The sequence below is a fragment of the Stenotrophomonas sp. 112478_Sma genome (assembly GCF_056479905.1).
Window position 1 is genome coordinate 704,113 of sequence record NZ_CM151072.1, and the last position, 23,220, is coordinate 727,332.

Sequence of the window (23,220 nt, forward strand, 5' to 3'; positions counted from 1 at the left end):
TCATGAGCCGAGCCTTGTCCGCACGCAGGAATGACTCCATCGCCGCTCCACACCGCGCGGCATGGCCGACCCCGGCACAGCTGGCCACGCTTGGCACCGTGTTGTGTCTCTACCACGCCGACGGCAACGAGCTTGGCGGCTGGCGCCAGGCGGTGCGCGTGCATGCCTGCCAGGGCGTGGACAGCGAGGGCCTGCGCGAAAGCCTGTGCTTCCTTGACGGCCGTGGCCGCTGCGTGTGGCGCCTGTACCTGCTGCCGGACAGCGATTTCCTGGCCTGGGACCGGTTGGTGGCCGCGCTGCCGCCGGGCCCACAGCACGACAGCGACGGCAGTGTCGGTGAACGCCTGTGGCGGCGCCTGGCCGGTCATCTCGGCGGCCAGCGTTGGCGCCTGTGTGCGCTGCGCCTGCATGCCGCCGATGACGGCCGCACCCTGGCGGCCAGCCTGTCGACGCTGTCGTCGCTGGGCGCGGCCACCGCACGCCGCATCGCGCGCCTGGAAGGCGCAGAGGGCGAGCTGGCCATCGACGACTGCTGCTGTGCCGACGCCGCGCGCCGGCCGCCACCACGGATTCCCGGCGACCAGCCGCTGATCCGCCTCTGATCTGTTCCTGATGGAACGCCCGACGGCCACGGATGGCCTCTCAACGAACCTGCAACCCCGAAGGAAGACCCCGATGAAATTCCAGACAGCCAGCGTCCTGCTGTTGCTCGCCGGCAGCGGCGTGGCCAGCGCGCAGCCCTCCGACATCGCCCGCGATCACGACAGCATTCTGGCCATGCAGGGCGAGTACACCGTGGATTTCGCCTTCGACGAAACCGTGCTGCTGAAGCCGGGCTACGAGCGCGCGCCGGCGATGCGCAGCGGCGGCAATGAAATGGTCATCGTGGTCGAGGACACCCCGAAGCGCATCGTGCTGCAACACCTGCTGCTGGACGAGAAGAGCGGCCACATCACCAAGCACTGGCGCCAGGACTGGGTCTACGAGGCCCCGAACCGCTTCGAGTTCAGTGCCGATCAGACCTGGCGGGTACGCAGCATCCCGGCGGCGGTGAACCAGGGCGCCTGGACCCAGTGCGTGTATGAAGTAAGCGATGCACCGCGCTACTGCGGCACCGGCAAATGGACCTACACCAACAACGTGCCGAGCTGGACCAGCGACCTGAGCTGGCGCCCGCTGCCGCGCCGTGAGTACACCAAGCGCAGCGACTACAACGCGCTGGCGGTGGTCAACCGCCACACGCTCACCCCGAACGGCTGGACCCACGAGCAGTTCAACACCAAGGTGCAGCGCAACACCGACGGCAGCCAAGTGGAGATCGCGCGCGAGTTCGGCTTCAACGACTACGTGAAGACCACCGAGATCGACTTCACCCCGGCGCGCGATTACTGGAAGGCCACCGCCGGCTACTGGGCCAAGGTCCGCCAGCGCTGGGACGGTTTCCTGACCCAGGCTCCGGGCGTGCACCTGAAGACCAAGCTGGATGGGATGGCGATGATCATTCCGCTGTTCACCCAGGCGCAGGACCTGCAGGACGGCAAGCAGGTGAAGGACGCGCAGATCGACGAAGTGTTCGCCAGGTACGTGGAAAAGGCCCAGTAGGGTCGAGCCCTGCTCGAGGCCACAGCCGGATCCACGCATGGCGTGGATCTACCGCAAGGAAGGGTGCCGGGCTTGCCCGGCACGCCTCCCGGCGCGCGCCTGCGTCAGGCTTCGCGCAGGGCCAGGGCGGGCGGGGTATGCAGGATGCGCCGGGTGCCCCACCAGCCCGCCAGCAGGCTCAGCCCGATGCCGACCACGCCGCCCAGCAGCAGGCCCGGCCACGGCGGCAGCAGCGGCAGTTCGAACACCTTCTGCGACACCACCAGCCCGATCACGGCCGTGGCGCCCACCGCCAGCAGCGCGGCGAGCGCGCCCAGTGCCCCGAACTCGACCAGCACCGCACCGCGCAGCTGGCGCCGGGTCGCGCCCAGCGTGCGCAGTACCGCGCTGTCGTAGCGGCGCTCGCCGGCCGTGGCCTGCAGGGCAGCCAGCAGGACCAGCACGCCGGCCAGCAGGCTGAACACCATCACCAGCTGCACCGCCTGCGCCACCCGTTCCATCACGTCGCGCACCTGCGAGATCACCGCATCCACGTCCAGCAGCGACAGGTTCGGCTGTGCACGCACCAGTTCGCCCAGCCCGGCTGCCTGGCCGGCCGGCAGGTGGAATGCCGAGAGCAGGTTGTGCGGGGTGTCGCCCACGGCGTTCGGATTCAACAGCACGAAGAAGTTCGGCCGGAACGTGTTCCAGTCCGCCTTGCGCACGCTGGTCACGGTGAACTCGCGCTGCTGCTCGCCCACGGAAATGCCGATACGGTCGCCGGTCGAGACGCCGTAGCGTTTGGCCCAGCCGGTTTCCACCGAGGCTTCGGGCGCAGTGCTGTCCGCCTTCCAGAAGTGGCCCTCAAGCAGCGTATTGGCCGGCGGGAAAGTGCTGCGCCAGCTGAAGTTCAGTGGCCGGTTCTCGTCGTCGTCCTCGCGCGGGCCGTTTTCCCGCCCCTGGCCGTCCTGCGCCTGGTCCACGCGCACCGGCGGCTTGCCGTTGATCGCGATCAGGCGGCCGGTGGCCATCGGTTCGATGCTGGCATCGGCCGCACCCAGCGCGCGCAATGCTGCCAGCACGCCGTCGCGTTGTTCGGGCTGGATGTTGATCAGGAAGTAGTTCGGCGTGTTCTCCGGCAGGCGCTCGCGCCACTGCTGCAGCAGCCCCGGCCCGGTCACGGCCAGCAGCAGCAGCGCGCACAGCGACAGCGACAGGCCCACCAGTTGCATCACCGCCAGCATCCGGCGGCGGGTCAGGGCGGCCAATCCCAGCCGCCAGTTGCCGTGCAGGCGGTGCTGCAGGCTGCGCAGCACCTGCAGCAGCACGAAGCCGCCCAGGCCCGCCGCTGCGGCGAGAGCGGCCAGGCCACCCAGCACCCACAGGGCCAGTTTCAGGTCGCCGGTCACCTGCACGGCCAGCACCAGGCTGGCCAGCAGGGCGGCGACGTAGGCCAGCAGCGAGGCGGGCGGCAGAGCAGCGAAGGAGCGGTTGAGCACGCGCATCGGCGGCACGCCGCGCAGGCGCAGCAGCGGCGGCAGGCCGAAGCCGAACAGCAGCAACAGGCCGATGCCTGCACCGGTCAGCGCCGGTGTTGCCTGGGGCAGCGGCAGGCGCTGCGGTATCAGGCTGCCCAGCACCTGTACCAGGCTTTCCTGCGCGGCCATGCCCAAGCCGATGCCGAGCAGGCAGGCCGGAACGGCCAGCATCAGCAGCTGCAGTGCCAGGCCCAGCAGGATGTCGCGCTGGCGTGCTCCCAGGCAACGCAGGATCGCCACCTGGTCGATGCGGCGCAGGGCGAAGCGGTTGGCGGCCAGCGCGGTGGCGACGCCGGCCAGCAGCACCGCCAGCAGCGCGCTCAGGCCGAGGAAGCGCCCGGCCAGATCGAACGCCTGGCGCACGCCGCGCTGGGTGTCATCCACGCTGAGCAGGCGCATGCCCTTCACCTGTGGCTGCAGCCATTGCCGGAACGCCGCGATCCGGTCGGCCGGCCCGGCGAACATCAGCCGGTAGCTGATGCGGCTGCCGGGACCGAGCAGGCCGGTGCCGTCGACATCAGCGCGATTGACCAGCAACGTCGGCGACAGCGTGAGGAGGTCGCCGCCGGCATCCGGTTCGGCCTCGATGATGCCGGCGATGCGCAGCGTACCGGCGCCGAACTCGAGGTCATCGCCGGCCTTCAACCCCAGCGCCTGCAGCAGGCGGGGATCGGCATAGGCCTGGCCCTGCGGCGGCATGCCGGCATCGTCGATCAGCGCACCACCGGGCGTGCTGCGTACCCGCAGCGTCCCCCGCAGCGGATAGCCGGCCTGTACCGCCTTGATGCTGGCCATCTGGCTGGCATCGCCCTGGAACAGCACGGTGCCGAAACTGGCCATGCGGGTGGATGCCAGTCCCCGCTGCCCGGCCTCTTCGGCGAAGGCGGCCGGCGGGTCGTCACGACCGGCGACGCCGAGGTCGCCGCCGAGCATCTCCGCAGCGCTGCTGGTCAGTGCCAGGTTGACCCGGTTCACCAGCGTGCCGACCGCGGTCATCACCGCCACGCCCAGTACCAGCGCGGCGAACACGGTCAGCAGGTCGCCGGCCAGGGCTTCGCGGCGCAGCGCGCGCCACGCATGCCGCAGCAGGTTCATGCGCGGGCCTCGTGCGCGACCGCCTGCAGGCGGCCGTTGTCGATGCGGTGGATGTGCTGGCAGCGCTGGGCCAGGCGCAGATCGTGGGTGACCAGCACCAGCGTGGTGCCGCTGCCGGCGTTGAGCTCGAACAGCAGGTCGCTGATGTGCTGGCCGGTGCTCTGGTCCAGCGAGCCGGTCGGCTCGTCGGCGAACAGGATGCGCGGCCGGGTGACGAAGGCACGCGCCAATGCCACGCGCTGCTGTTCGCCGCCGGACAGCTGGCGCGGGTAATGGCGGGCGCGATGGGCCAGCCCGACCTGGTCCAGCACGGCGTCCACCCGCGCGCGATCCTCGCGCCCGCCCAGCTCCAGTGGCAGGGCGACGTTCTCGGCGGCGGTCAGCGCCGGCAGCAGGTGGAAGCTCTGGAAGACGAAGCCGACCTCGCGAGCACGCAGCTGCGCGCGGGCTTCCTCATCCAGGCTGGACAGTTCGTGCCCGGCCAGAGCGATGCGACCGCGGCTGGGCAGGTCCAGCCCGGCGAGCAGGCCGAGCAGGGTGGTTTTGCCGGAGCCGGAGGCGCCGACGATGGCCACGCTGGTGCCTTCATGGACCGTCAAAGTGATGTTGTCCAGTATGTGGACTTCACCCTCCGGGCCATGCACGGATTTGCCGACCTGGTCGACGGCGATGGCGACGGGCGCGCTGCGGGGGGACAGGCTGTCGATGAGGAGACTCCAATGCGCAAGACGGGATGGAGCCGGCGAGCCGGCATGATGATGGTGCTGTTGCTAGGGTTCCTGCTGTTGCCCGGGCTGGCCTGTGCCAAAGGTCCGGCCGGTACCGTCCTGGTGCTCGGCGACAGCCTCAGTGCTGCCCACAATATCCCTGCCGATGCCGGCTGGGTCAGCCTGCTGCAGCAGCGGGTCAGGCAGCAGTCGAAAACGCCGGCGCGGATCGTCAACGCCAGCATGAGCGGCGAGACCACCGCCGGCGCCCTGACCCGGCTGCCGGGCCTGCTGGCGAAGGAGAAGCCGGACGTGGTGGTGATCGCTCTGGGGGGCAACGACGCCCTGCGCGGGCTGACCCCGGCGCAGGTGCAGGGCAATCTGGAAAAGATGGTGCAGGCCAGCCAGAAGGCGGGCGCCAAGGTGCTGCTGCTGGGCATCGATGTGCCACCGAATTACGGCCCGGCGTACCGCCAGCGGCTGGCGGCCGCCTACCGCGCGCTGGCCGACCGCTACGCTGTGCCGCTGCTGCCGTTCCTGCTGGAGGGGGTGGCCCTGCAGCCGGGGATGATGCAGGCCGACGGTCTGCACCCCACCGCCCAGGCCCAGCCGAAGGTGCTCGACAACGTCTGGCCCCTGCTCAAGCCGCTGCTCTGAGCAGCGGATCGGACCTCTTGACGGAACTTCACATTGCCTCCACCGTCGATCCGGCATGTTTCACAAAGCTGAAGTTAGAGGGAATCACATGCGTCAGACGAAGGAGACTTCCGGCTTGGTGCTGGTGGTCGAAGACAACCGCAACATCTCCGAGATGATCGGCGAATACTTGGAAGGTCGTGGCTTCGAAGTCGACTATGCACAGGATGGCCTGGACGGCTACCGGCTTGCGGCGGAGAACAGCTATGACGTGGTGGTGCTGGACCTGATGCTGCCGCGGCTGGATGGCATCGAAGTCTGCCGGCGGCTGCGCAACGATGCGCGCAAATCGACGCCGGTGCTGATGCTGACCGCGCGCGATACGCTGGACGACAAGCTCACCGGCCTGGGTTTCGGTGCCGATGACTACCTGACCAAGCCGTTCGCGATCCAGGAACTGGAAGCACGCCTGCGCGCGCTGATCCGCCGCGAACGCCGCCAGGTGGGTTCGGAAGTGCTCAAGGTCGCCGACCTGGTGCTCGATCCGGTCAGCATGCGCGCCACCCGCGCCGGCACCGAACTGCAGCTGTCGCCGATCGGCCTGCGCCTGTTGACGATTCTGATGCGCGAATCGCCGCGGGTTGTCACCCGCCAGGAAATCGAGCGCGAGATCTGGGGCAACGGGTTGCCGGATTCGGACACCCTGCGCAGCCATCTGTACAACCTGCGCAAGATCATCGACAAGCCGTTCGATCGCCCGCTGCTGCATACCGTGCAGAGCGCCGGCTATCGCATTGCCGACATCGCCCAGCCGATGGCCTGAGCAGGGACCGTGCCGGTGCAGCTGCAGGCCCGGTGCGGTAGCGGACGGGCAACAGGGCAGGGGATGACCGACCGGCAGTGTCGGCGGTCATCATCCCTGCACGACCACGGCGCGGTGCGCTGCCTATAATCGCAGCGCTCTGACCGGGACCCCGCAATGCCGCACGGCCTGCCGCGCAAGATCCGTATCGCCTTCATCCTGCAGGCAGTGCTGGCCAGCCTGGGCATCCTGCTGGGCGCATGGCTGGTGTCGCTGGTCATCAAGCACAGCCTGGTCGGTGCAGCGCTGCGCGAGGAAGCGGCGTATTACTGGACGCTGCACGACGCGTCCCCCGCACAGCCTCCCCCCAATACGCAGAACATCCGCGGCTACCTGCTGGAAAGCGGCCAGTCCGCGTTGTCGCTGCCGGCCAACCTGCGCGACCTGGAGCCCGGTTTCCACGAACTGCCGGCGGATGACCAGCTGGTCCTGGTCGATGTGCGGCCGGCCGGCCGCCTGTATCTGGTATTCCTGCGCTCACGCGCGGAAATGCTGGCGTTCTGGTTCGGCATCGTGCCGGTGCTGCTGACCCTGCTGGCGGTGTATGGCGCCAGCTGGATCACCTATCGCGCCTCCAAGCGTCTGGTATCGCCGGTGAACTGGCTGGCGCGGCGCGTGTCGCGCTGGGATCCCGGTCACCCCGAGGCAGCCGATCTGGAACCGAACAAACTGCCGGCGGACATGCAGGGCGAGACCCGGCAGCTCGCTGCGGCCCTGCATTCGCTGGCCAACCGGGTCAGCGCGCATGTCGCCCGCGAACGCAACTTCACCCGCGATGCCAGCCATGAACTGCGCACGCCGTTGACGGTGATCCGCGTGGCCAGCGACATGGCGCTGGGGGATGATTCCCTGCAGCCGCGCCTGCGCCGCAGCCTGCAGCGCATCCAGCGTGCCGGGCGTGACATGGAAGCGGTGATCGACGCCTTCCTGATCCTTGCCCGCGAGGCGGATGTCGAGCCGCAGGTCGAGCTGTTCGATGTCAACGACATCGTCCGTCACGAGGTGGACAACGCCAACGAACTGCTGGGTACGCGCCCGGTCGTGGTGCACCTGCACAGCGACGGACCGGTGAATCTGCATGCGCCGCCGCGGGTGCTGCAGGTGGTGGTCAGCAACCTGGTGCGCAACGCCTGCAGCTATACCGACGAAGGCCGCATCGACGTGCATGTGCGCGACGACCGGGTGGTGGTGCGCGACACCGGCATCGGCATGTCTGCCGAAGCCCTGTCGCGCGCGTTCGAGCCGTTCTACCGCGCCGAACCCAGTCGCCCGCAGGGCACCGGACTGGGCCTGTCGATCGTGCGCCGGCTGTGCGATCGCTTCGGCTGGAAGGTCAGCCTCTCCAGCGAACCCGGGCAGGGAACCGAAGCCACCGTGATTTTCCGCTAGAGGGCTTTTGCCGGGTCAGAAGCGGGCATTCCGCGGAATGGCAGGGGTAGCGCCGGGCCATGCCCGGCGTGCGCAGTGCCTCAGTCGCAGGTCACCTTCGGTGCCAGCGCGCGGGTCCAGATGGCATATCCGGCGGGCGTCATGTGCAGCATGTCCTCACGGAACAGCGCGCGATCAGGCTGGCCGTCGGCGCCCAGCATCGGCGTGTAGATGTCGGTGAAGCCGGTGTTGGGCAGCCTGGCCAGCGCCGCCTTGACCAGCGTGTTGGCCTCGTTGATCGCCGGCAGCAGGTGCGCCCGTGACGGGCTGGGCTTGATCGACACGTATTCCACCCGGGTCTTGGGCAGGTCGCGATGCACGCGCTGCACGAAGGCGACCACATCGTCGCGCACCTGCACGGCGCTGCGGCCGCTGTTGAGGTCGTTGTCGCCGGCGTACAGGAAGACCTTGCACGGCGCGTACGGGATCACGATCTGTCCGGCATACCAGGTGCTGTCCCGGACTTCCGAGCCGCCGAAGCCCCGGTTGAACACCGGCTGGCCGGCGAAATCGGCCGCCAGGCTGTCCCACATCCGGAATGACGAACTGCCGATGAACTCGATGCCACCACGAGGCGGCGGGGCGACCTTGTCGGCGGCGGCGAAGGCGGCCATGTCGGCGGCCCAGGCCACGTTGGAGACCTGCTCGGGAACGCGGGGCGACGGCGAGGGAACGCGTGCCAGCGCCAGCGGCGCAAGGGTCAGCAGGCCCAGCATCAGCAGAGCGGGACGGCGGTGGGACATCGTGCACTCCAGGCAGGAAGGAGGGAGCCATCATAGGAGGCGGGCGCGGCCCGCGCTTGTCCCCGGCAGGCCATTCGGCCCGACCGCGCGGAGTATGGCCGGCGGCCTTGTGGCAAAATGGCGGCTATCTGCCCATCCCTGTGCACCCATGACTCCCTGCCGTGCGTCTGAGCGGTCGCTGCGCCGCGCCCCCGTTGCTGGATGCTCCACCCGTGGCTGACCAGTTCGGCCACATGCCGCGCGGCCCGCGCCGCATCTTCCAGGCCGCGCGCTGGTCCTGGCAGGGCCTGCGGGCTGCCTGGCTGCATGAGTCCTCGTTCCGGCTGGAGGTCTACCTGCTGGTCCTGCTGACCCCGGTGGCGATCTGGCTCGGCCAGACCCCGGTGGAGCGCGCGCTGCTGATCGGCTCGATGCTGCTGGTGCTGGCGATGGAACTGGCCAACTCCGCCATCGAGGCCGTGATCGAGCGCTACGGCAGCGAGATCCACGAGCTGGCCGGGCGCGCCAAGGACATGGGTTCGGCCGCCGTGTTCGTGCTGATGATGAACGTACTGCTGTGCTGGGCCCTGGTCGTGGTCCCGCATGCACTGGCCGGCCGCTACGGCTGAACCCCCATTCCCCCACTGCCTTGAAGAGTTTCCATGTCCTTTGAGTTCCTCGCCGACCCCAACGCCTGGGTGACCCTGTTCACCCTGAGCGCACTGGAAATCGTGCTCGGCATCGACAATCTGGTGTTCATCTCCATCGCGGTCAGCAAGCTGCCGGAAGAGCGCCGTCCCTTTGCGCGCAAGCTCGGCATCGCCGTGGCCTGCATCACCCGTATCGCACTGCTGGTGTCGCTGGCCTACCTGGCCCACATGTCCGCCAACCTGTTCACCGTGGCCGGCATGGGCATCTCGATCCGCGACCTGGTGCTGATCGTGGGTGGCCTGTTCCTGATCATCAAGGGTTACATGGAGATCAAGGAACTGATCACCGGTGGCGAAGACGAGAATCCGGCGACCAGCAAGGCGTCGGGCGTGTTCGGCATGGTCATCCTGCAGATCGCCATCATCGATATCGTGTTCTCGCTGGACTCGGTGATCACGGCCGTCGGCATCGCCGACCACATCCCGGTGATGGTCGCTGCCATCCTGCTGTCGGTGCTGGTCATGCTGCTGGCGGCCAATCCGCTGGGGCGCTTCATCGACGCCAACCCGACGGTGAAGATGCTGGCGCTGGCCTTCATCCTGCTGATCGGCGCGGTGCTGATCCTGGACGGCCTCGACGTGCATGTGCCCAAGCCGTACATCTACGCCGCGATGGGCTTCTCGGTGCTGGTGGAATGGTTGAACCTGCTGATGCGCCGTCGCGCGCGCGACCACCACGTGCCGGGCGCCGGCGACTGGTAAAGCGTATGACCTCGAACCCCCGGCCCGGCCGGGGGTTCTGCTTTGCGGGCTACCGCGTCCGCCGGGCATAGCCCGGCGCTAACGGGGTACGCCACGCCTCGGGCAACGCCGGGCATGGCCCGGTGCTATCGGGGTACGCCACGCCGCGGGTAGCGCCGGGCCATGGGGCTTTTGCCTGCAATGCTGGCGTACACCTTCACTTGTGAACCCGTATCAACAGTGTTTTCCCCGGACAAGGCTTAATCCGGTGCGGCAAAGCGCGCAGGCTACGCGCTCCCGATTCCCGCCCCCAGGAAGTCCCCCATGAAGTCCAGAGCCGCATTGCTGGCGCTTGCCGTCGGCGCCTTCGCCATCGGCACCACCGAGTTCGCCCCGATGGGCCTGCTGCCGGTCATCGCCGACGGCGTAGGGGTTGGCATTCCCACCGCCGGCATGCTGATCACGGCCTACGCCATGGGCGTGATGCTGGGCGCGCCGGTGATGACGCTGCTGATGGGGCGCTTCGGCAAGCGCACCGCGCTGATGCTGCTGATGTCGATCTTCGTGGTCGGCAACCTGCTGTCGGCGCTGGCGCCGAACTATGGCCTGCTGCTGTTGTCGCGGCTGGTCACCAGCCTCAACCACGGTGCCTTCTTTGGTATCGGTGCGGTGGTCGCCGCCAGCCTGGTACCGAAGGACAAGCAGGCGGCGGCGGTGGCCACGATGTTCATGGGCCTGACCATCGCCAACATCGGCGGCGTGCCGCTGGCAACCTGGGTCGGCCAGCAGCTGGGCTGGCGCCTGTCCTTCGCCGGCACCGCAGTGCTGGGCGTAGTGGCGATCATCGCGCTCGGCCTGGCCCTGCCGGCCTCGGCACCGGGCCCGCGCCCGGACGTGCGCCGTGAACTGAAGGCGATCCTGCAGCCGCAGGTGCTGCTGGCCATGGCCACCACGGTGCTGGGCGCCGGTGCGATGTTCACCCTGTACACCTACGTGGCGCCGGTGCTGACCGAGCTGACCGGTGCCTCCAATGCCTTCATCGCGATGTCACTGGCGCTGATCGGTATCGGTTTCACCATCGGCAATGGCATCGGCGGGCGCATGGCCGACTGGTCGCTGGATGGCGCTACGCGGATCCTGCTGGCGGCGCTGGCGGTGTTGATGTTCGTGCTGCCGCTGGCCTTCATGAATCCCGTGACCGCAGCGCTGGGTGTACTGCTGTTCGGCGCGGCGACTTTCGCCATCGTGCCGCCGCTGCAGATCCGGGTGATGGAAGCGGCCACCGAGGCGCCGGGCCTAGCGTCGTCGATCAACGTGGGCGCGTTCAACCTCGGCAATGCCGTGGGTGCGGCGCTCGGCGGTGCGGTGATCAGCTCGGGCCTGGGCTACGCGGCCATTCCGGTGGCCGGTGGCCTGCTGGCGGCATCGGGCCTGCTGCTGGCGTGGCTGGGGCGTCCGCGCACTGCGGTGGCCGAAGCCTGCTGAGGGGTGTTGGATTCCGGCAGGGCTTGCAGCCCTGCACCCGCCGAAACAACGTCAACGGCAAAAGCAAAAGCCTGCATTCCCCGCCCCGCCTTCGACAGATTCCCGCGATCTGTCGCAACGGCGTTGCGCTCTGGTAGGTGTCGACCTTGGTCGACACGAATGCCTGAAGAACCGGCTTTTGCTTTTGATTTTTTTCTTTTGATCTTCCCGCGGTGCGCAGGAAACCGTATGAGGCCGGGCGGGTGGGCGTGGCGGGGGTATCCGCGCCATGGATGGCGCGGATAAGCCTCCCGGGACGGATTCACGGCGTCCCCCGCCATGCCCACCCGCCCGGACTACTCAGGCGATCCCTGAGCATGGCCACCGCGGAGGGGGCGGCGCCCGATGGCCGGTCTTTCACCCGAACCATGGCATGCTCGGCGCCAAACCCACCCGGAACCTTCGCCATGCGCCTGTTCACCCGTGTCCTGCCCCTGATGCTGCTGGCCTCCCTGCTGTCCGGCTGCGGCTACAACGCGATCCAGCAGAAGGATGAAGCGGTCAAGGCCAGCTGGTCCGAAGTGCTCAACCAGTACAAGCGCCGCGCCGACCTGGTGCCCAACCTGGTGCAGACCGTGAAGGGCTTCGCCAGCCAGGAAGAGCGCGTGCTGACCGAAGTCACCAACGCCCGCTCGCGTGTCGGCCAGATCAACGTCAACGCCGATGACGAAGCCTCGCTCAAGCAGTTCCAGCAGGCCCAGGGCGAACTGGGTAGCGCGCTGTCGCGCCTGCTGGTCGTCACCGAGAACTACCCGGTGCTCAAGTCCGACCAGAACTTCCGTGACCTGCAGGCCCAGCTGGAAGGCACCGAGAACCGCATCACCGTCGCCCGTGGCCGCTACATCCAGCAGGTGCAGGACTACAACACCTACATCCGCTCGTTCCCGCAGGTGATCACCGCCAAACTGTTCGGCTACAAGACCAAGCCGAACTTCACCGTGGACAACGAAGCGCAGATCTCCAACGCACCGACCGTCGATTTCGGCAACGCGCCGCAGCAGCAGCCGGCACCGCAGCCGGGCCACTGACCGATGCGCCTGGCCACTGCGCTGTTGGCCCTGCTGCTGTGGCTGCCGCTGGCGGCGCTGGCGCAGCAGCTGGCGCCGATTCCGGCGCTGGATTCGCCGGTGGTCGACACCACCGGCACGCTGGATGCCGCGCAGAAGCAGGCGCTGGTGCAGCAGGCATTGGACCTGCAGCAGCGCAAGGGCAGCCAGCTGCAGGTGCTGGTGGTGCCCACCACCCAGCCCGAGGACATCGCCCAGTACACCACCCGCGTGTTCGACCAGTGGCAGATCGGACGCAAAGGGGTCGATGACGGTGTGCTGCTGGTGGTGGCCAAGGAGGACCGGCGCGTGCGCATCGAGCCGGGCTACGGCCTGGAGGGTGCGATTCCCGATGCGATCGCCAACCGCGTCATCCAGGAATACCTGGTGCCGCGTTTCCGCAGTGGCGACTACGCCGGCGGCATCACCGATGCCACGGCGGTGCTGGTCAAGCTGATCGATGGCGAGTCGCTGCCGGCGCCGGTCAGTGGCCAGCGCGGGCGGGAGGCCGACGGCGGCGGCGATACCTGGATCCTGGCGTTGTTCATCGGCGTGTTCGCAGGCACGGTGCTGCGGGGCGTGTTCTCGCGGGTGCCGCGGCCGGTGCGCGGGCTGCTCGGAGGTGCGGGTGCGGCGGTTGCTGCCTTCCTGTTCACCTCCACCCTGCTGGCCAGTGGCCTGGCCGGCGTTGTCGGGCTGGTGGTGGCGATGCTGTCCGGCCATCCCGGCCGCTTTGCCGGCGGCAGTGGCTGGGGCGGCGGCAGCTGGGGCGGCGGTGGTGGTTTCGGGGGCGGCGGCGGTTTCGGCGGCGGAGGCGGCTGGGGCGGCGGCGGTGGCCGTTCCGGCGGCGGTGGTGCTTCGGGAGGTTGGTGATGATCCGTCGTCTTTGCCGTCATCTGTTCTCGCCCTCGGTACGACGGGCGTTTCCCCCCGCGACGCTGCAGGCGATCACCGCGGCCATCGCTGCCGGTGAGCAGCGCCACGGCGGCCAGGTGATGTTCGCTGTCGAAGCCGACCTGCCGCTGCACGCGGTCTGGCGCGGAATCACGCCGCGCCAGGCGGCGGAGCAGGCATTCGCCCACCTGCGCACCTGGGATACCCGGCACAACAACGGCGTACTGATCTACCTGCTGCTGGCCGACCACGCCATCGAGATCGTCGCCGACCGGGGCCTGAGCGACCGGGTCAGCGCGGCGCAGTGGCAGCGGGTGTGCACCCACCTGCGCGAAGGCCTGCGCGGCGCCAGTCCGGTGGATGCGCTGCGCGATGCGATCGACGAAGTCTCCAGCCTGGTGGAAGGGCACTTTCCGGCCTCGACGCGGTCGGAGGATGACGCGCTCCCGAATGCGCCGCAGATCCTGGGCTGAGCCCCGGTCCCGGGCCGGGTCGGGGCGCTAAAATACCCGTACTCCTGCCAGGCGTCTTCCATGATCTATTTCCACGACATCGACCCCATCGCCCTCTCGCTGGGGCCGATCAAGGTGCATTGGTACGGCATCATGTACCTGCTGGGTTTCACCGCCGCCTGGCTGCTCGGTCGTCGCCGGATCGCCGCCGGGCGCCTGCCCGGCGTCGATGCCAACGGATTCTCCGACCTGTTGTTCTACGCCATGCTGGGCGTCGTGCTGGGCGGGCGCATCGGTTACATGCTGTTCTACGCGCTGGGCGATTTCCTGCACAACCCGCTGCTGCTGTTCAAGGTATGGGACGGCGGCATGAGCTTCCACGGTGGCCTGCTGGGCGTGCTCGGCGCCTGCTGGTGGTGGTCGCGCAAGCACAGGCTGCACTTCTTCGACACCATGGACTTCATGGCGCCGCTGGTGCCACTGGGCCTGGGTTTTGGCCGCATCGGCAACTTCATCGGCGCAGAGCTGTGGGGCAAGTACACCGACGGCAGCTGGGGCGTGGTGTTTCCGTCCGGCCTGCCGGCGCCGCTGAACCAGCTTGACCACGCGACCCTGCAGGCGCAGTTCGCGACCGGCGCGCTGAACCAGTACGCACGCCACCCCTCGCAGCTGTATGAAGCCTTCCTGGAGGGGCTGGTGATGTTCGTGGTGCTGTGGGCGGTGTCGGCCAAGCCACGCCATCGCTATCTGGTGGGGGGGCTGTTCGCGCTGATGTACGGTGTCTTCCGCTTCGCGGTGGAATTCGTGCGCATGCCCGACAACGGCATCTACGTAGCGTTCGACTGGCTCACCCGCGGCCAGATCCTCAGCCTGCCGCTGATCGCGCTGGGCCTGGTGCTGCTGGCGATGTCGCGCCGCGCACCGGTACTGCAGCCGCAGCCGCTGGCGGTGGAGGGCAAGGCATGAAGGCCTACCTGGACCTGCTCTCGCACGTGCTGGAGCACGGGACGGAGAAGAGCGACCGCACCGGTACCGGCACCCGCAGCGTGTTCGGCTGGCAGATGCGCTTCGACCTCAACGAAGGTTTCCCGCTGGTCACCACCAAGAAACTGCACCTGCGCTCGATCATCCACGAGCTGCTGTGGTTCCTGAAAGGCGATACCAACATCGGCTACCTGAAGGACAACCAGGTACGGATCTGGGACGAATGGGCCGACGGCAACGGTGATCTTGGCCCGGTGTACGGCAAGCAGTGGCGCAGCTGGGCCACCGCCGATGGTCGCGAGATCGACCAGATGCAGTGGCTGGTGGACGAGATCAAGCGCAACCCCGATTCGCGGCGGCTGGTGGTCAGCGCCTGGAACGTGGGCGAGCTCTCGCAGATGGCGCTGATGCCCTGCCACAACCTGTTCCAGTTCTACGTGGCCGATGGCAGGCTCAGTTGCCAGTTGTACCAGCGCAGCGGCGACATCTTCCTCGGCGTGCCGTTCAACATCGCCAGCTATGCGCTGCTGACCCACATGGTTGCGCAGGCCACCGGCCTGGGCGTGGGCGACTTCGTGCATACGCTGGGCGATGCGCACCTGTACTCCAACCATTTCGAGCAGGCCCGCGAGCAGCTGGCGCGCGAACCGCGCGCGCTGCCGAAGCTGTGGTTGAACCCGGACGTGACCGACCTGTTCGGTTTCCAGTTCGACGACATCCGCATCGACGGATACGATCCACATCCGGCGATCAAGGCGCCGGTGGCGGTGTGAGCGCGATGAAGCTTTCGATGATCGTGGCGCTGGATCGCAATCGTGGCATTGGCCAGGGCAATGCCATGCCCTGGTACCTGCCGGATGACTTCAAGCACTTCAAGGCGCTCACCCTGGGCAAGCCGATCCTGATGGGGCGCAGGACGGCCGAGTCGATCGGCCGCGTGCTGCCGGGGCGGACCAACCTGGTGCTGACCCGCAGCGGTCAGGTGCCGTTCGAGGGCATGCGCGCGGTGGCCTCGCTGGACGAAGCGAAGGCGATCGCTGAAGGCGAGGGGGGCAGTGAGCTGTGTGTCATCGGAGGCGGCGAGATCTTCCGCCAGCTGCTGGACCAGGCCAGTGACCTGTACCTGACCTGGGTCGATGCCGAAGTGCCGGCCGACACCCATTTCCCGCAGGTGGACCCGCAGCTGTGGCGGGAAACAAGCAGTGAGCCGCATCCGGCCGACGAACGCCACGCCTACGCGTTCCGCTTCGTGCATTACGTGCGCCGCTGATCGCCGCACCTGTAGAGCCGAGCCATGCTCGGCTCCCTGAGGGCTCAGCCCTGCGGCGGTGTGCCGGTGCTGTTGCCGCCCCCCGTACCGCCACCACCACCACCACCGCGGCGACGGCGGCGGCGTGGGCCGCGGTTGCCCGGGTTGGCAGCGGTGTTTCCGCCGCCCTGTTCCTTGCTCTGCGCCGCAGCGGCGGGGCGCTCGTGGGCCGGTCGCGCCGGCGGCCGGGCATTCGGAACCGGGGCAGGAACATCACGGCCGGGCACCTGCACCACGCGCAGCTCATCGGTATCGAGCTGGATCGCGGTCAGCTTGCCGCCCCATACCGCGCCGGTATCGATGGCGTGCACGCCCTGGGTGATGGTCAGGCCCAGCGCCGACCAATGTCCGCATACGACCTTCAGGTCGCGCTCGACCCGGCCGGGCACTTCAAACCACGGATACAGTCCCTGTTCCTGCGTGCCCGGCGTGCCCTTGTCCTCGATGCCGATGCGTCCGCGCGGAGTGCAGTAGCGCATGCGGGTGAGCACGTTGATGATCGCCCGCGAACGGTCGTAGCCGGACAGGTTCGGTGCCCAGCTTGGCTTGTCGCCATACATGTTGCGGAACAGCTTGCGGTAGCCCGCGCCGTGCAGTTGCACTTCGACTTCGGCCGCATGCTTTTCGGCCATCTGCGTGGTCCATTTCGGCGCCAGGCCGGCGTGCACCATCATCCAGCCCATCTCGCGGTCCACATGCACCAGCTTCTGCAGGCGCAGCCAGTCCAGAAGTTCGTCGCGGTCCTCGGCCTGCACGATGCGCAGCAGGTCCGGATTGACCTTGCGCTGCTCTTCCTCGGTGCGTGCACCGACCGCCAGCAGCGAAAGATCGTGATTGCCCAGTACGACCACGCTGTGCTCGCGCAGCGAATGCACCAGCCGCAGCGTTTCCAGGGATTGACCACCGCGGTTGACCAGGTCGCCGCAGAACCACAGGGTGTCCTGCGCGGGGTCGAAGCGGAGCTTCTCCAGCAGTCGCTGGGTCACGTCATAGCAGCCCTGCAGGTCGCCGATCGCCCACACACTCATCGTCCGGCCTCCGTGTCAGTGCAGGGTACGTGGGATGGCCAGCACGAACGGTGCGACCGGCGCGGCGAATTCGGTGCCGTCATCGGCGACCATGTCGTAGTGGCCCTGCATGGTTCCGTGATCGGTCGCCAGCATGACACCGGACGTGTAGTGGAAGTCTTCACCGGGACGCAGCCGCGGCTGCTCACCGATCACGCCTTCGCCATCGACGTGCTCGACGCGGCCGTTGGCATCGGTGATGCGCCAGTGGCGCGCGACCAGCCGCGCGGCCACCCGGCCCTGGTTGTGGATGCGGATCGTATAGGCGAACGCATAGCGGCCGTCTTCCGGCACGGACTGGTCATCGAGGAATCGCGGTGCGACCTCGACGGAAATGGCGTAAACGTCAGCGTCTTCCATACCGGCAGTGTAATCAGGAGGCATTGGCCAAGGCGATGAATTCGGCCACGTCCAGCTGTTCGGCACGGGCATCCGGGCGCACGCCGGCAGCGGCGAACTGGTCGGCCGACACCACGTTGTTCAGTGCGTTGCGCAGGGTCTTGCGGCGCTGGCCGAAGGCGGCCTTGACCACTTCGGCGAAGCGGGCGTGGTCACGGATGCCGACCGTGGCCGGATCATGCGGCACCAGCCGCACCACGGCCGAATCGACCTTCGGCGGTGGCCGGAACGCACCCGGCGGCACCACGAACAGCGAGGTGACTGTGCAGTAGGCCTGCAGCATCACGCTGAGGCGGCCGTAGACCTTGCTGCCGGGGCCGGCTGCCATGCGGTCGACCACTTCCTTCTGCAGCATGAAGTGCATGTCGCGGACCACGGCGGCATGCTCGAGCGCATGGAACAGGATAGGCGAGGAGATGTTGTACGGCAGGTTGCCGACCAGACGGATCGGCTGTCCGGCCGCCAGTTCGGTGAAGTCCACGCGCAGCACGTCGCGGTGGACGATGGTCAGCTCGCCCAGCGGCTCGGCGGCGGCGGTCAGCGGCGCGATCAGGTCGCGGTCGAACTCGATCACTGTCAGTGCCGGATGCACGCGCAGCAGCGGCAGCGTGATCGCTCCCTGGCCGGGGCCGATCTCGACCAGGCGGTCACCGTCCTTGGGATTGACCGCCATCACGATCTTGTCGATGTAGTGGCGATCGGCCAGGAAATGCTGGCCAAGCTGCTTCTTGGCCGGGGCGGTGAACACCGGGCCGGAGGGGGAATGCGGGGAATTCATGCGCTCAGTGTACGTTGCCGCGCAAGCTGCGCACACAGCGTCGTTGCCGCCTGCAGGCTGGATGGATCGGCAATGCCGCGGCCGGCCAGGTCCAGCGCGGTACCGTGATCGACAGCGACGCGCGGGTAGGGCAGGCCCAGGGTCAGGTTCACGGCCTGCTCGAAGCCGGAGTACTTCAGCACCGGCAGGCCCTGGTCGTGGTACATGGCCAGGACCGTATCGAAGCCTGCCAGCTTGCCTGGCAGGAATGCGGTGTCGGCCGGCAGCGGCCCGACCAGATCCATGCCTTCGGCGCGCAGGCGCTGCAGCAGCGGGATGATCAGATCCAGTTCCTCGCGGCCGAGGTGACCGTCTTCGCCGGCATGCGGATTCAGGCCGAGCACGGCGATGCGCGGCGATGCCAGCCCGAACTCCCGGCGCAGCGCGGCGTGCACGGTGCGCAGGGTGTGCTCCAGGCCGGGCGCGGTGATCGCATCGGCGACCTCACGCAGCGGCAGGTGGGTGGTGGCCAGGGCCACGCGCACGATGTGATTGGCCAGCATCATCACCACCTTCACCCCGGCCTGGTCGGCCAGCAGTTCGGTGGTGCCGCTGTAGGCGATGCCGCCCTCGTTGATGACCGCCTTGTGCACCGGGCCGGTGACCACGCCGTGCAGCTCGCCCGACAGGCAGGCCTGGCCGGCGCCGAGCAGGGCGCCGATGACCGCGCCGGCATTGGCCGGATCGGCGTGGCCGAAACGGCTCGGGACGGCATTGGCCACGACGCGCAGACGCAGGTCGCCCGGGAAGCGGGCTTCCGCCTTCTCGGGCAGCAGTTGCAGGGGCAGGTCGAGCGCGGCGGCGGCCGCGCGCAGGGTATCCGGGTCGGCGAAAGCCAGCAGCCGGCAATCATCGCGCGGCTGCTGGATCAGGCGGATGCACAGCTCCGGGCCGATCCCGGCGGGCTCGCCCGGTACCAGAGCGAGCTCGGGGCGCATCGGTCAGGACTGCGGCGGCGTCGCGGTGTTTTCCGCGCGGTCACCGCTGCGGAAGCTGACGTAGGCTTCGCCACGCAGCTCCTGCAGGAAACGGTTGTATTCGTCTTCCAGCTTGCGGCGGCCGATGGTTTCGCGGACCTGCGCACGCTGGTTGTCGTTGGTCACGTCGGTCTGGCGGGTCGCCACGCGCTGCACGATGTGCCAACCGGCGTCGGTGCGGAACGGCTGGCTGACACCGCCGTCCTGCACGCTCTGGACCTGCTGGCCGAAGGCCGGACCGAACGCATCGGCCGGGAACCAGCCCAGATCGCCGCCCTGGCCCTTGCTGTTGTTGTCCTCGGACGACTCCCTGGCCACCGTCTGGAAGTCGGCGCCGCCGGCAATGCGGGCACGCAGGGTGTCGATCTTGGCCTTGGCGGCCGCATCGGTCTGGTTGTCGTCCACGCGCACCAGGATGTGGCGGCCGTGGAACTCGGTGACGGTATGGGTGCCGGCGGCGGCGCTGGAATCGCGCACTTCCACCAGCTTCAGCAGCTGGAAGCCGCTCGGACCACGGATCGGGCCAACCACGTCACCGGCATTCATCTTTTCCATCAGCTGCGCGAACGCGGCCGGGATCTCGTCCATGCTGCGCCAGCCCAGGTCGCCGCCTTCCAGTGCATTGGGGCTGTCCGAGTAACGTACGGCGGCGGCATTGAAGTCCAGCTCACCCTTGTCCAGCAGGGCCTTCACGCCGTCGGCCTTCTTCTGGCCGGTGGCGATCTGCTCGGCATTGGCGCCGTCGGGCAGGGCGATCAGGATGTGCGCCAGGTGGTACTGGTTGCCGGCGGTGGCCTGCTGCTTCAACGCGGCATCGACTTCGCCCTCGCTGACGCTGATGCGGCTCTGCGCGAAGCTCTGGCGCAGGCGCTGCACGGTGATCTCGTCACGCACCGAGGCGCGGAAGTCGTTGAAATCGATGCCGTCACTTGCCAGGCGCTGGCGCAGCGCGTCCAGATTGGAACCATTCTGCTGGGCGATGGCATTCATCGCCTGGTTCAGCTCCTGGTCGCTGACGCGGATGCCGCTGCCCTGCGCACGGGCCACCTGCAGCTTGACCAGCACCAGGCGCTCGAGCACCTGCCGGCTGAGTACGTCATCCGGCGGCAGCTGGGCCTCGCGGCCGGCGTACTGCGCCTTGATGTTGGCGATGGCGCGCTGGAGTTCGCTCTGCAGGATCACGTCCTCATCGACGACAGCGGCGATGCGGTCCAGCGGCTGCGCCTCCTGGGCAAGTACCTGCAGGGGGGCGGACACGCTGGACACCGCCAGCAGCGAGGCGAGAAGAACGGGGAAGCGCTTGGTCATGGGATCAGATTCGGATCGTAGTCGTCCCGGGTCGTCCCGGTATTGCTGGGGGGCACGAGATAGAGGTCGTCGCGGTTGTAGCCGAGGATAGCACGGCGCAGGGTGCGGTCCGTGTCCTGGCCCAGGGAGCTGAGGCCCTTCAGCACGAACTCCAGCTGGATGGAATTGTTCAGCTCGCCCTCGCGGTTGCGCACGTAGCGGCGGGCCACCGCGCGCACGGCCAGACAGCAGCTGTCCCACTGGACGCCACCGATGATTTCCAGCGGCTTCTTGTCTTCCAGCGAGTAGTAGTAGCGGCCGACCAGGCTCCAGCGGGGGTTCAGCGGGTACAGGAACGACAGGTCGGCCTGCTTCAGCAGGTCGGTGCCGTCCGGGTTGATGCGGTGGCGGTAGGTCAGGTTGACCACGCCATCGTTGGGCATCAGGTAACGGGCGCGGAAGCTGGCCAGGTCCTCACGCTTGTATTTGGGGTCCCACTGGTAGGTCGCGCTGAGGGTCCAGCGGTCGTTGACCATGTAGTTGGCATCGGCGATCCAGGCCGACTTGCCCTTTTCCACCGGCGGGCCACCCGGCACGGCGGTCACCCGCGATTCGTCGAAGTACTGGATCTGGCCGATGGCCGCCGAGAACCGCTCGCGGCCGGTGGTCTGGTCGATGAAGCGGGTGCCCAGCGCCATGGTCAGCTGGTTGGCGTCGTTCTGGCGGTCGGCGCCGGTATAGCGCGAGTCGCGGAACAGCTGGCCCCAGCTGAAGGTGAAGTCGCGGGTATCGAAGATCGGCAGCTCGTCCTGGTTGCGGTAGGGCGTGCGCAGGTAGAACAGGCGCGGTTCCAGGGTGTGCAGGAACGAGCGGCCGCCGATGGTGGTCTCGCGGTCGAAGAACAGGCCGGCATCGATGCTGCCGATCGGCAGGCTGCGGCTGGGCGAGGTGTTGCCGCGCAGCTGCTCGGGGGTAGCGGTGGCCGGATCAACGCCCTGCGAAACCAGCACGTTGCGGCGGATGCTGTCGGCCAGCTGCCGGTCCAGGTCGTAGGCGGTGTAGCGGTAGGCCAGGGTCGGGGTCACGTACCAGGCCGCACCGCTGAACGGCAGCGACACATAGGGTTTCAGGTCCAGGCGTGCGCCGCCGTACATCCGCTGGGTCTGGCCGGTACGGGTGTACTCAAGGTCCGGTCCGGCCTCGGGGCCGTACTTGAAGTTGATGTCTTCATGGGTGAAGCGCACGGCTTCGGCGTACACGCCGGTTTCCAGCCACGACAGGACCGGCTTGTCCCAGTTGAAGTACAGGCGCGGCTGGCGGTTGTAGGCCAGCGCGCTCTCGTTGAGCGTGTAGTCGGTCAGCTGCCAGCGGTCGGCCATGATTCCGGCCGTCCAGTTCTGGCCGGTGCCGTACAGGCCAACGGTGCTCTGCAGGTTCGAGGCGGTCACGCCCACCAGGCGGTTGGCGAAGTCCTCGACGTAGCGCTCGTCGCTGACCCAGGCCAGGTTGGCACGCGCCTGCCAGTGGCTGTCCACGTTGTGGTAGCCGCTGAACATGACACGGCCGCGATCGCGGTCGCGCAGCTTGTCGTTGGGGATGTAGGCGGTCAGCAGTTCGCCGCGGCCGCCGTTGTAGAGGTAGCGGAACTCGTTGTCGAGCATCAGGCCGCGCCGGCTCATGTAGCGCGGCATCAGCGTGTCGTCGTAGTTCGGTGCCAGATTCAGGTAGATCGGCTGGGTGTAGTCGAACCCGTTGCGCCCGGACATGCCCAGCTGCGGGAACAGCAGGCCGGTCTTGCGCCGGTCGTCGATCGGGAACTTGAAGTACGGTGCCCACAGCACCGGCACCTTGCCGATGCGCAGCACGGCATTGCGCGCCGTGCCGAAGCCCTCGTCGTTGTCCACTTCGATCTGCGGCGCCGACAGCTTCCACACCGGCTGCGACGGGTCGCAGGTGGTGTAGGTGGAGCGGTGCATCTGCCCGACCGCGCCCTGCAGGTCGACCGATTCGGCGTCGCCGTTGCCACGGCGGGACACCAGCTGGTACTGGATGTCGGTGATCTTGTGGGTGTCGCTTTCCTGGTTGCCCTCGGCGCGCTTGGCGACCATCCGGATCGACGCGTCCTGGTAGCGGACATTGCCATCGGCGATGTAGTTGCCGGACTCGGTGTCGAAGCTGAGCTTGTCGGTGCCGACGAACTGGTCGCCGCGACGCAGGGCGACGTTGCCCTCGTACTGCGGCACCGTGGTGGTACCCAGCAGCTGATCGCCCTCGATATCGGTCGGCTGCTGCTCGCGCGCGGCGCTGGCGGCGGCCTTGTCCTGGCCCGGAACCGGGGTCGGGGCGTCGGTGAACGCGGGAATGACGTCGGTTGCCGGGCACAGGCCCCAGTTGAGCGGCTTATCATCGGCCATCGCCGGCAGGCAGACGGCGATGCTCAGAGGCAGGGGAAGCAGGCGGAGGGCTCGGCGCACGCGGTTCGGATTCGGGCGAAAACGGACGGT

At 68.1% G+C, this 23,220-nt stretch carries 23 protein-coding genes; 14 read left to right on the forward strand and 9 right to left on the reverse strand.

What is annotated here, in order from left to right:
* Positions 1 to 2: 2 nt before the first annotated feature.
* Positions 3 to 602: a ChuX/HutX family heme-like substrate-binding protein gene (locus tag ACZK08_RS03120; protein WP_065175798.1), complete on the forward strand. Its 600-nt coding sequence runs from the start codon at positions 3 to 5 to the stop codon at positions 600 to 602.
* A gap of 73 nt (positions 603 to 675) precedes the next feature.
* Entirely contained in the window at positions 676 to 1,602 is a 927-nt protein-coding gene (locus ACZK08_RS03125; RefSeq protein WP_065182789.1) for a DUF6607 family protein, read from the forward strand.
* 104 nt (positions 1,603 to 1,706) lie between these two features.
* On the opposite strand, the gene ACZK08_RS03130 is transcribed toward ACZK08_RS03125, so the two are convergent.
* Together ACZK08_RS03130 and ACZK08_RS03135 are read right to left on the reverse strand one after the other, a co-directional pair.
* Positions 1,707 to 4,214: an ABC transporter permease gene (locus tag ACZK08_RS03130; RefSeq protein WP_065182788.1), complete on the reverse strand. Its 2,508-nt coding sequence runs from the start codon at positions 4,212 to 4,214 to the stop codon at positions 1,707 to 1,709.
* On the reverse strand, positions 4,211 to 4,858 hold the full coding sequence (locus ACZK08_RS03135) for an ABC transporter ATP-binding protein (protein WP_080375229.1): 648 nt from the start codon (positions 4,856 to 4,858) through the stop codon (positions 4,211 to 4,213). Before ACZK08_RS03135 ends, ACZK08_RS03130 begins: the two co-directional genes overlap by 4 nt.
* Before the next feature lie 75 nt (positions 4,859 to 4,933).
* Here ACZK08_RS03135 and ACZK08_RS03140 point away from each other — a divergent pair, with 75 nt between their 5' ends.
* From ACZK08_RS03140 to ACZK08_RS03150, 3 genes are all read left to right on the forward strand, one after another.
* Positions 4,934 to 5,578, forward strand: coding sequence for an arylesterase (locus ACZK08_RS03140; RefSeq protein WP_053516417.1), 645 nt, complete (start codon positions 4,934 to 4,936; stop codon positions 5,576 to 5,578).
* 88 nt (positions 5,579 to 5,666) lie between these two features.
* Positions 5,667 to 6,380 carry a response regulator transcription factor gene (locus ACZK08_RS03145; RefSeq protein WP_002811889.1) on the forward strand — a complete coding sequence of 238 codons (714 nt, stop codon included), beginning with the start codon at positions 5,667 to 5,669 and terminating at the stop codon, positions 6,378 to 6,380.
* 156 nt (positions 6,381 to 6,536) lie between these two features.
* A complete protein-coding gene (locus ACZK08_RS03150; protein ID WP_053516416.1) occupies positions 6,537 to 7,808 on the forward strand; it encodes a sensor histidine kinase in 1,272 nt (423 codons plus the stop codon).
* Between the two features lie 80 nt (positions 7,809 to 7,888).
* Here ACZK08_RS03150 and ACZK08_RS03155 read toward each other — a convergent pair whose 3' ends face one another.
* A complete protein-coding gene (locus ACZK08_RS03155) occupies positions 7,889 to 8,590 on the reverse strand; it encodes an SGNH/GDSL hydrolase family protein (protein ID WP_065182787.1) in 702 nt (233 codons plus the stop codon).
* 212 nt (positions 8,591 to 8,802) lie between these two features.
* Here ACZK08_RS03155 and ACZK08_RS03160 point away from each other — a divergent pair, with 212 nt between their 5' ends.
* The 9 genes from ACZK08_RS03160 to ACZK08_RS03200 all read left to right on the forward strand — a co-directional run bounded on the left by ACZK08_RS03160 (position 8,803) and on the right by ACZK08_RS03200 (position 16,130).
* On the forward strand, positions 8,803 to 9,198 hold the full coding sequence (locus tag ACZK08_RS03160; protein ID WP_053516413.1) for a diacylglycerol kinase: 396 nt from the start codon (positions 8,803 to 8,805) through the stop codon (positions 9,196 to 9,198).
* Positions 9,199 to 9,231: 33 nt separating this feature from the next.
* Positions 9,232 to 9,981, forward strand: coding sequence for a TerC family protein (locus tag ACZK08_RS03165; RefSeq protein WP_004144462.1), 750 nt, complete (start codon positions 9,232 to 9,234; stop codon positions 9,979 to 9,981).
* A 303-nt stretch (positions 9,982 to 10,284) separates the two neighbouring features.
* Positions 10,285 to 11,445 (forward strand): MFS transporter, encoded by a 1,161-nt coding sequence (locus ACZK08_RS03170; protein ID WP_053516410.1) that lies wholly within the window; start codon positions 10,285 to 10,287, stop codon positions 11,443 to 11,445.
* A 446-nt stretch (positions 11,446 to 11,891) separates the two neighbouring features.
* Positions 11,892 to 12,512, forward strand: a complete 621-nt coding sequence (locus ACZK08_RS03175; RefSeq protein ID WP_065182786.1) for a LemA family protein — start codon at positions 11,892 to 11,894, stop codon at positions 12,510 to 12,512.
* Positions 12,513 to 12,515: 3 nt separating this feature from the next.
* Positions 12,516 to 13,403, forward strand: a complete 888-nt coding sequence (locus tag ACZK08_RS03180; protein WP_461288028.1) for a TPM domain-containing protein — start codon at positions 12,516 to 12,518, stop codon at positions 13,401 to 13,403.
* On the forward strand, positions 13,403 to 13,897 hold the full coding sequence (locus ACZK08_RS03185; protein ID WP_065182836.1) for a TPM domain-containing protein: 495 nt from the start codon (positions 13,403 to 13,405) through the stop codon (positions 13,895 to 13,897). Before ACZK08_RS03180 ends, ACZK08_RS03185 begins: the two co-directional genes overlap by 1 nt.
* Positions 13,898 to 13,957: 60 nt before the next feature.
* Complete coding sequence (gene lgt / locus ACZK08_RS03190) at positions 13,958 to 14,842, forward strand: prolipoprotein diacylglyceryl transferase (RefSeq protein WP_065182837.1); 885 nt, start codon at positions 13,958 to 13,960, stop codon at positions 14,840 to 14,842.
* Positions 14,839 to 15,633, forward strand: a complete 795-nt coding sequence (locus ACZK08_RS03195; RefSeq protein WP_065182838.1) for a thymidylate synthase — start codon at positions 14,839 to 14,841, stop codon at positions 15,631 to 15,633. The genes lgt and ACZK08_RS03195 overlap by 4 nt, the downstream gene beginning before the upstream one ends.
* Positions 15,634 to 15,638: 5 nt before the next feature.
* Positions 15,639 to 16,130, forward strand: coding sequence for a dihydrofolate reductase (locus ACZK08_RS03200; protein WP_065182839.1), 492 nt, complete (start codon positions 15,639 to 15,641; stop codon positions 16,128 to 16,130).
* Between the two features lie 44 nt (positions 16,131 to 16,174).
* Here ACZK08_RS03200 and ACZK08_RS03205 read toward each other — a convergent pair whose 3' ends face one another.
* From ACZK08_RS03205 to lptD, 6 genes are read right to left on the reverse strand one after another with little or no spacing between them, the layout of a single operon-like run.
* Positions 16,175 to 17,197 (reverse strand): symmetrical bis(5'-nucleosyl)-tetraphosphatase, encoded by a 1,023-nt coding sequence (locus ACZK08_RS03205; protein WP_065182840.1) that lies wholly within the window; start codon positions 17,195 to 17,197, stop codon positions 16,175 to 16,177.
* 15 nt (positions 17,198 to 17,212) lie between these two features.
* Entirely contained in the window at positions 17,213 to 17,596 is a 384-nt protein-coding gene (apaG, locus tag ACZK08_RS03210; RefSeq protein WP_053519676.1) for a Co2+/Mg2+ efflux protein ApaG, read from the reverse strand.
* Between the two features lie 13 nt (positions 17,597 to 17,609).
* Positions 17,610 to 18,413 carry a 16S rRNA (adenine(1518)-N(6)/adenine(1519)-N(6))-dimethyltransferase RsmA gene (gene rsmA, locus ACZK08_RS03215; RefSeq protein WP_065182841.1) on the reverse strand — a complete coding sequence of 268 codons (804 nt, stop codon included), beginning with the start codon at positions 18,411 to 18,413 and terminating at the stop codon, positions 17,610 to 17,612.
* A complete protein-coding gene (gene pdxA / locus ACZK08_RS03220; protein ID WP_065182842.1) occupies positions 18,410 to 19,390 on the reverse strand; it encodes a 4-hydroxythreonine-4-phosphate dehydrogenase PdxA in 981 nt (326 codons plus the stop codon). The genes rsmA and pdxA overlap by 4 nt, the downstream gene beginning before the upstream one ends.
* A 3-nt stretch (positions 19,391 to 19,393) precedes the next feature.
* Positions 19,394 to 20,737: a peptidylprolyl isomerase gene (locus ACZK08_RS03225; protein ID WP_053519673.1), complete on the reverse strand. Its 1,344-nt coding sequence runs from the start codon at positions 20,735 to 20,737 to the stop codon at positions 19,394 to 19,396.
* The gene (lptD, locus tag ACZK08_RS03230; protein WP_080375337.1) at positions 20,734 to 23,190 is read right to left on the reverse strand and encodes an LPS-assembly protein LptD; all 2,457 of its coding nucleotides are present in this window, start codon (positions 23,188 to 23,190) and stop codon (positions 20,734 to 20,736) included. Before lptD ends, ACZK08_RS03225 begins: the two co-directional genes overlap by 4 nt.
* Positions 23,191 to 23,220 lie beyond the last annotated feature (30 nt).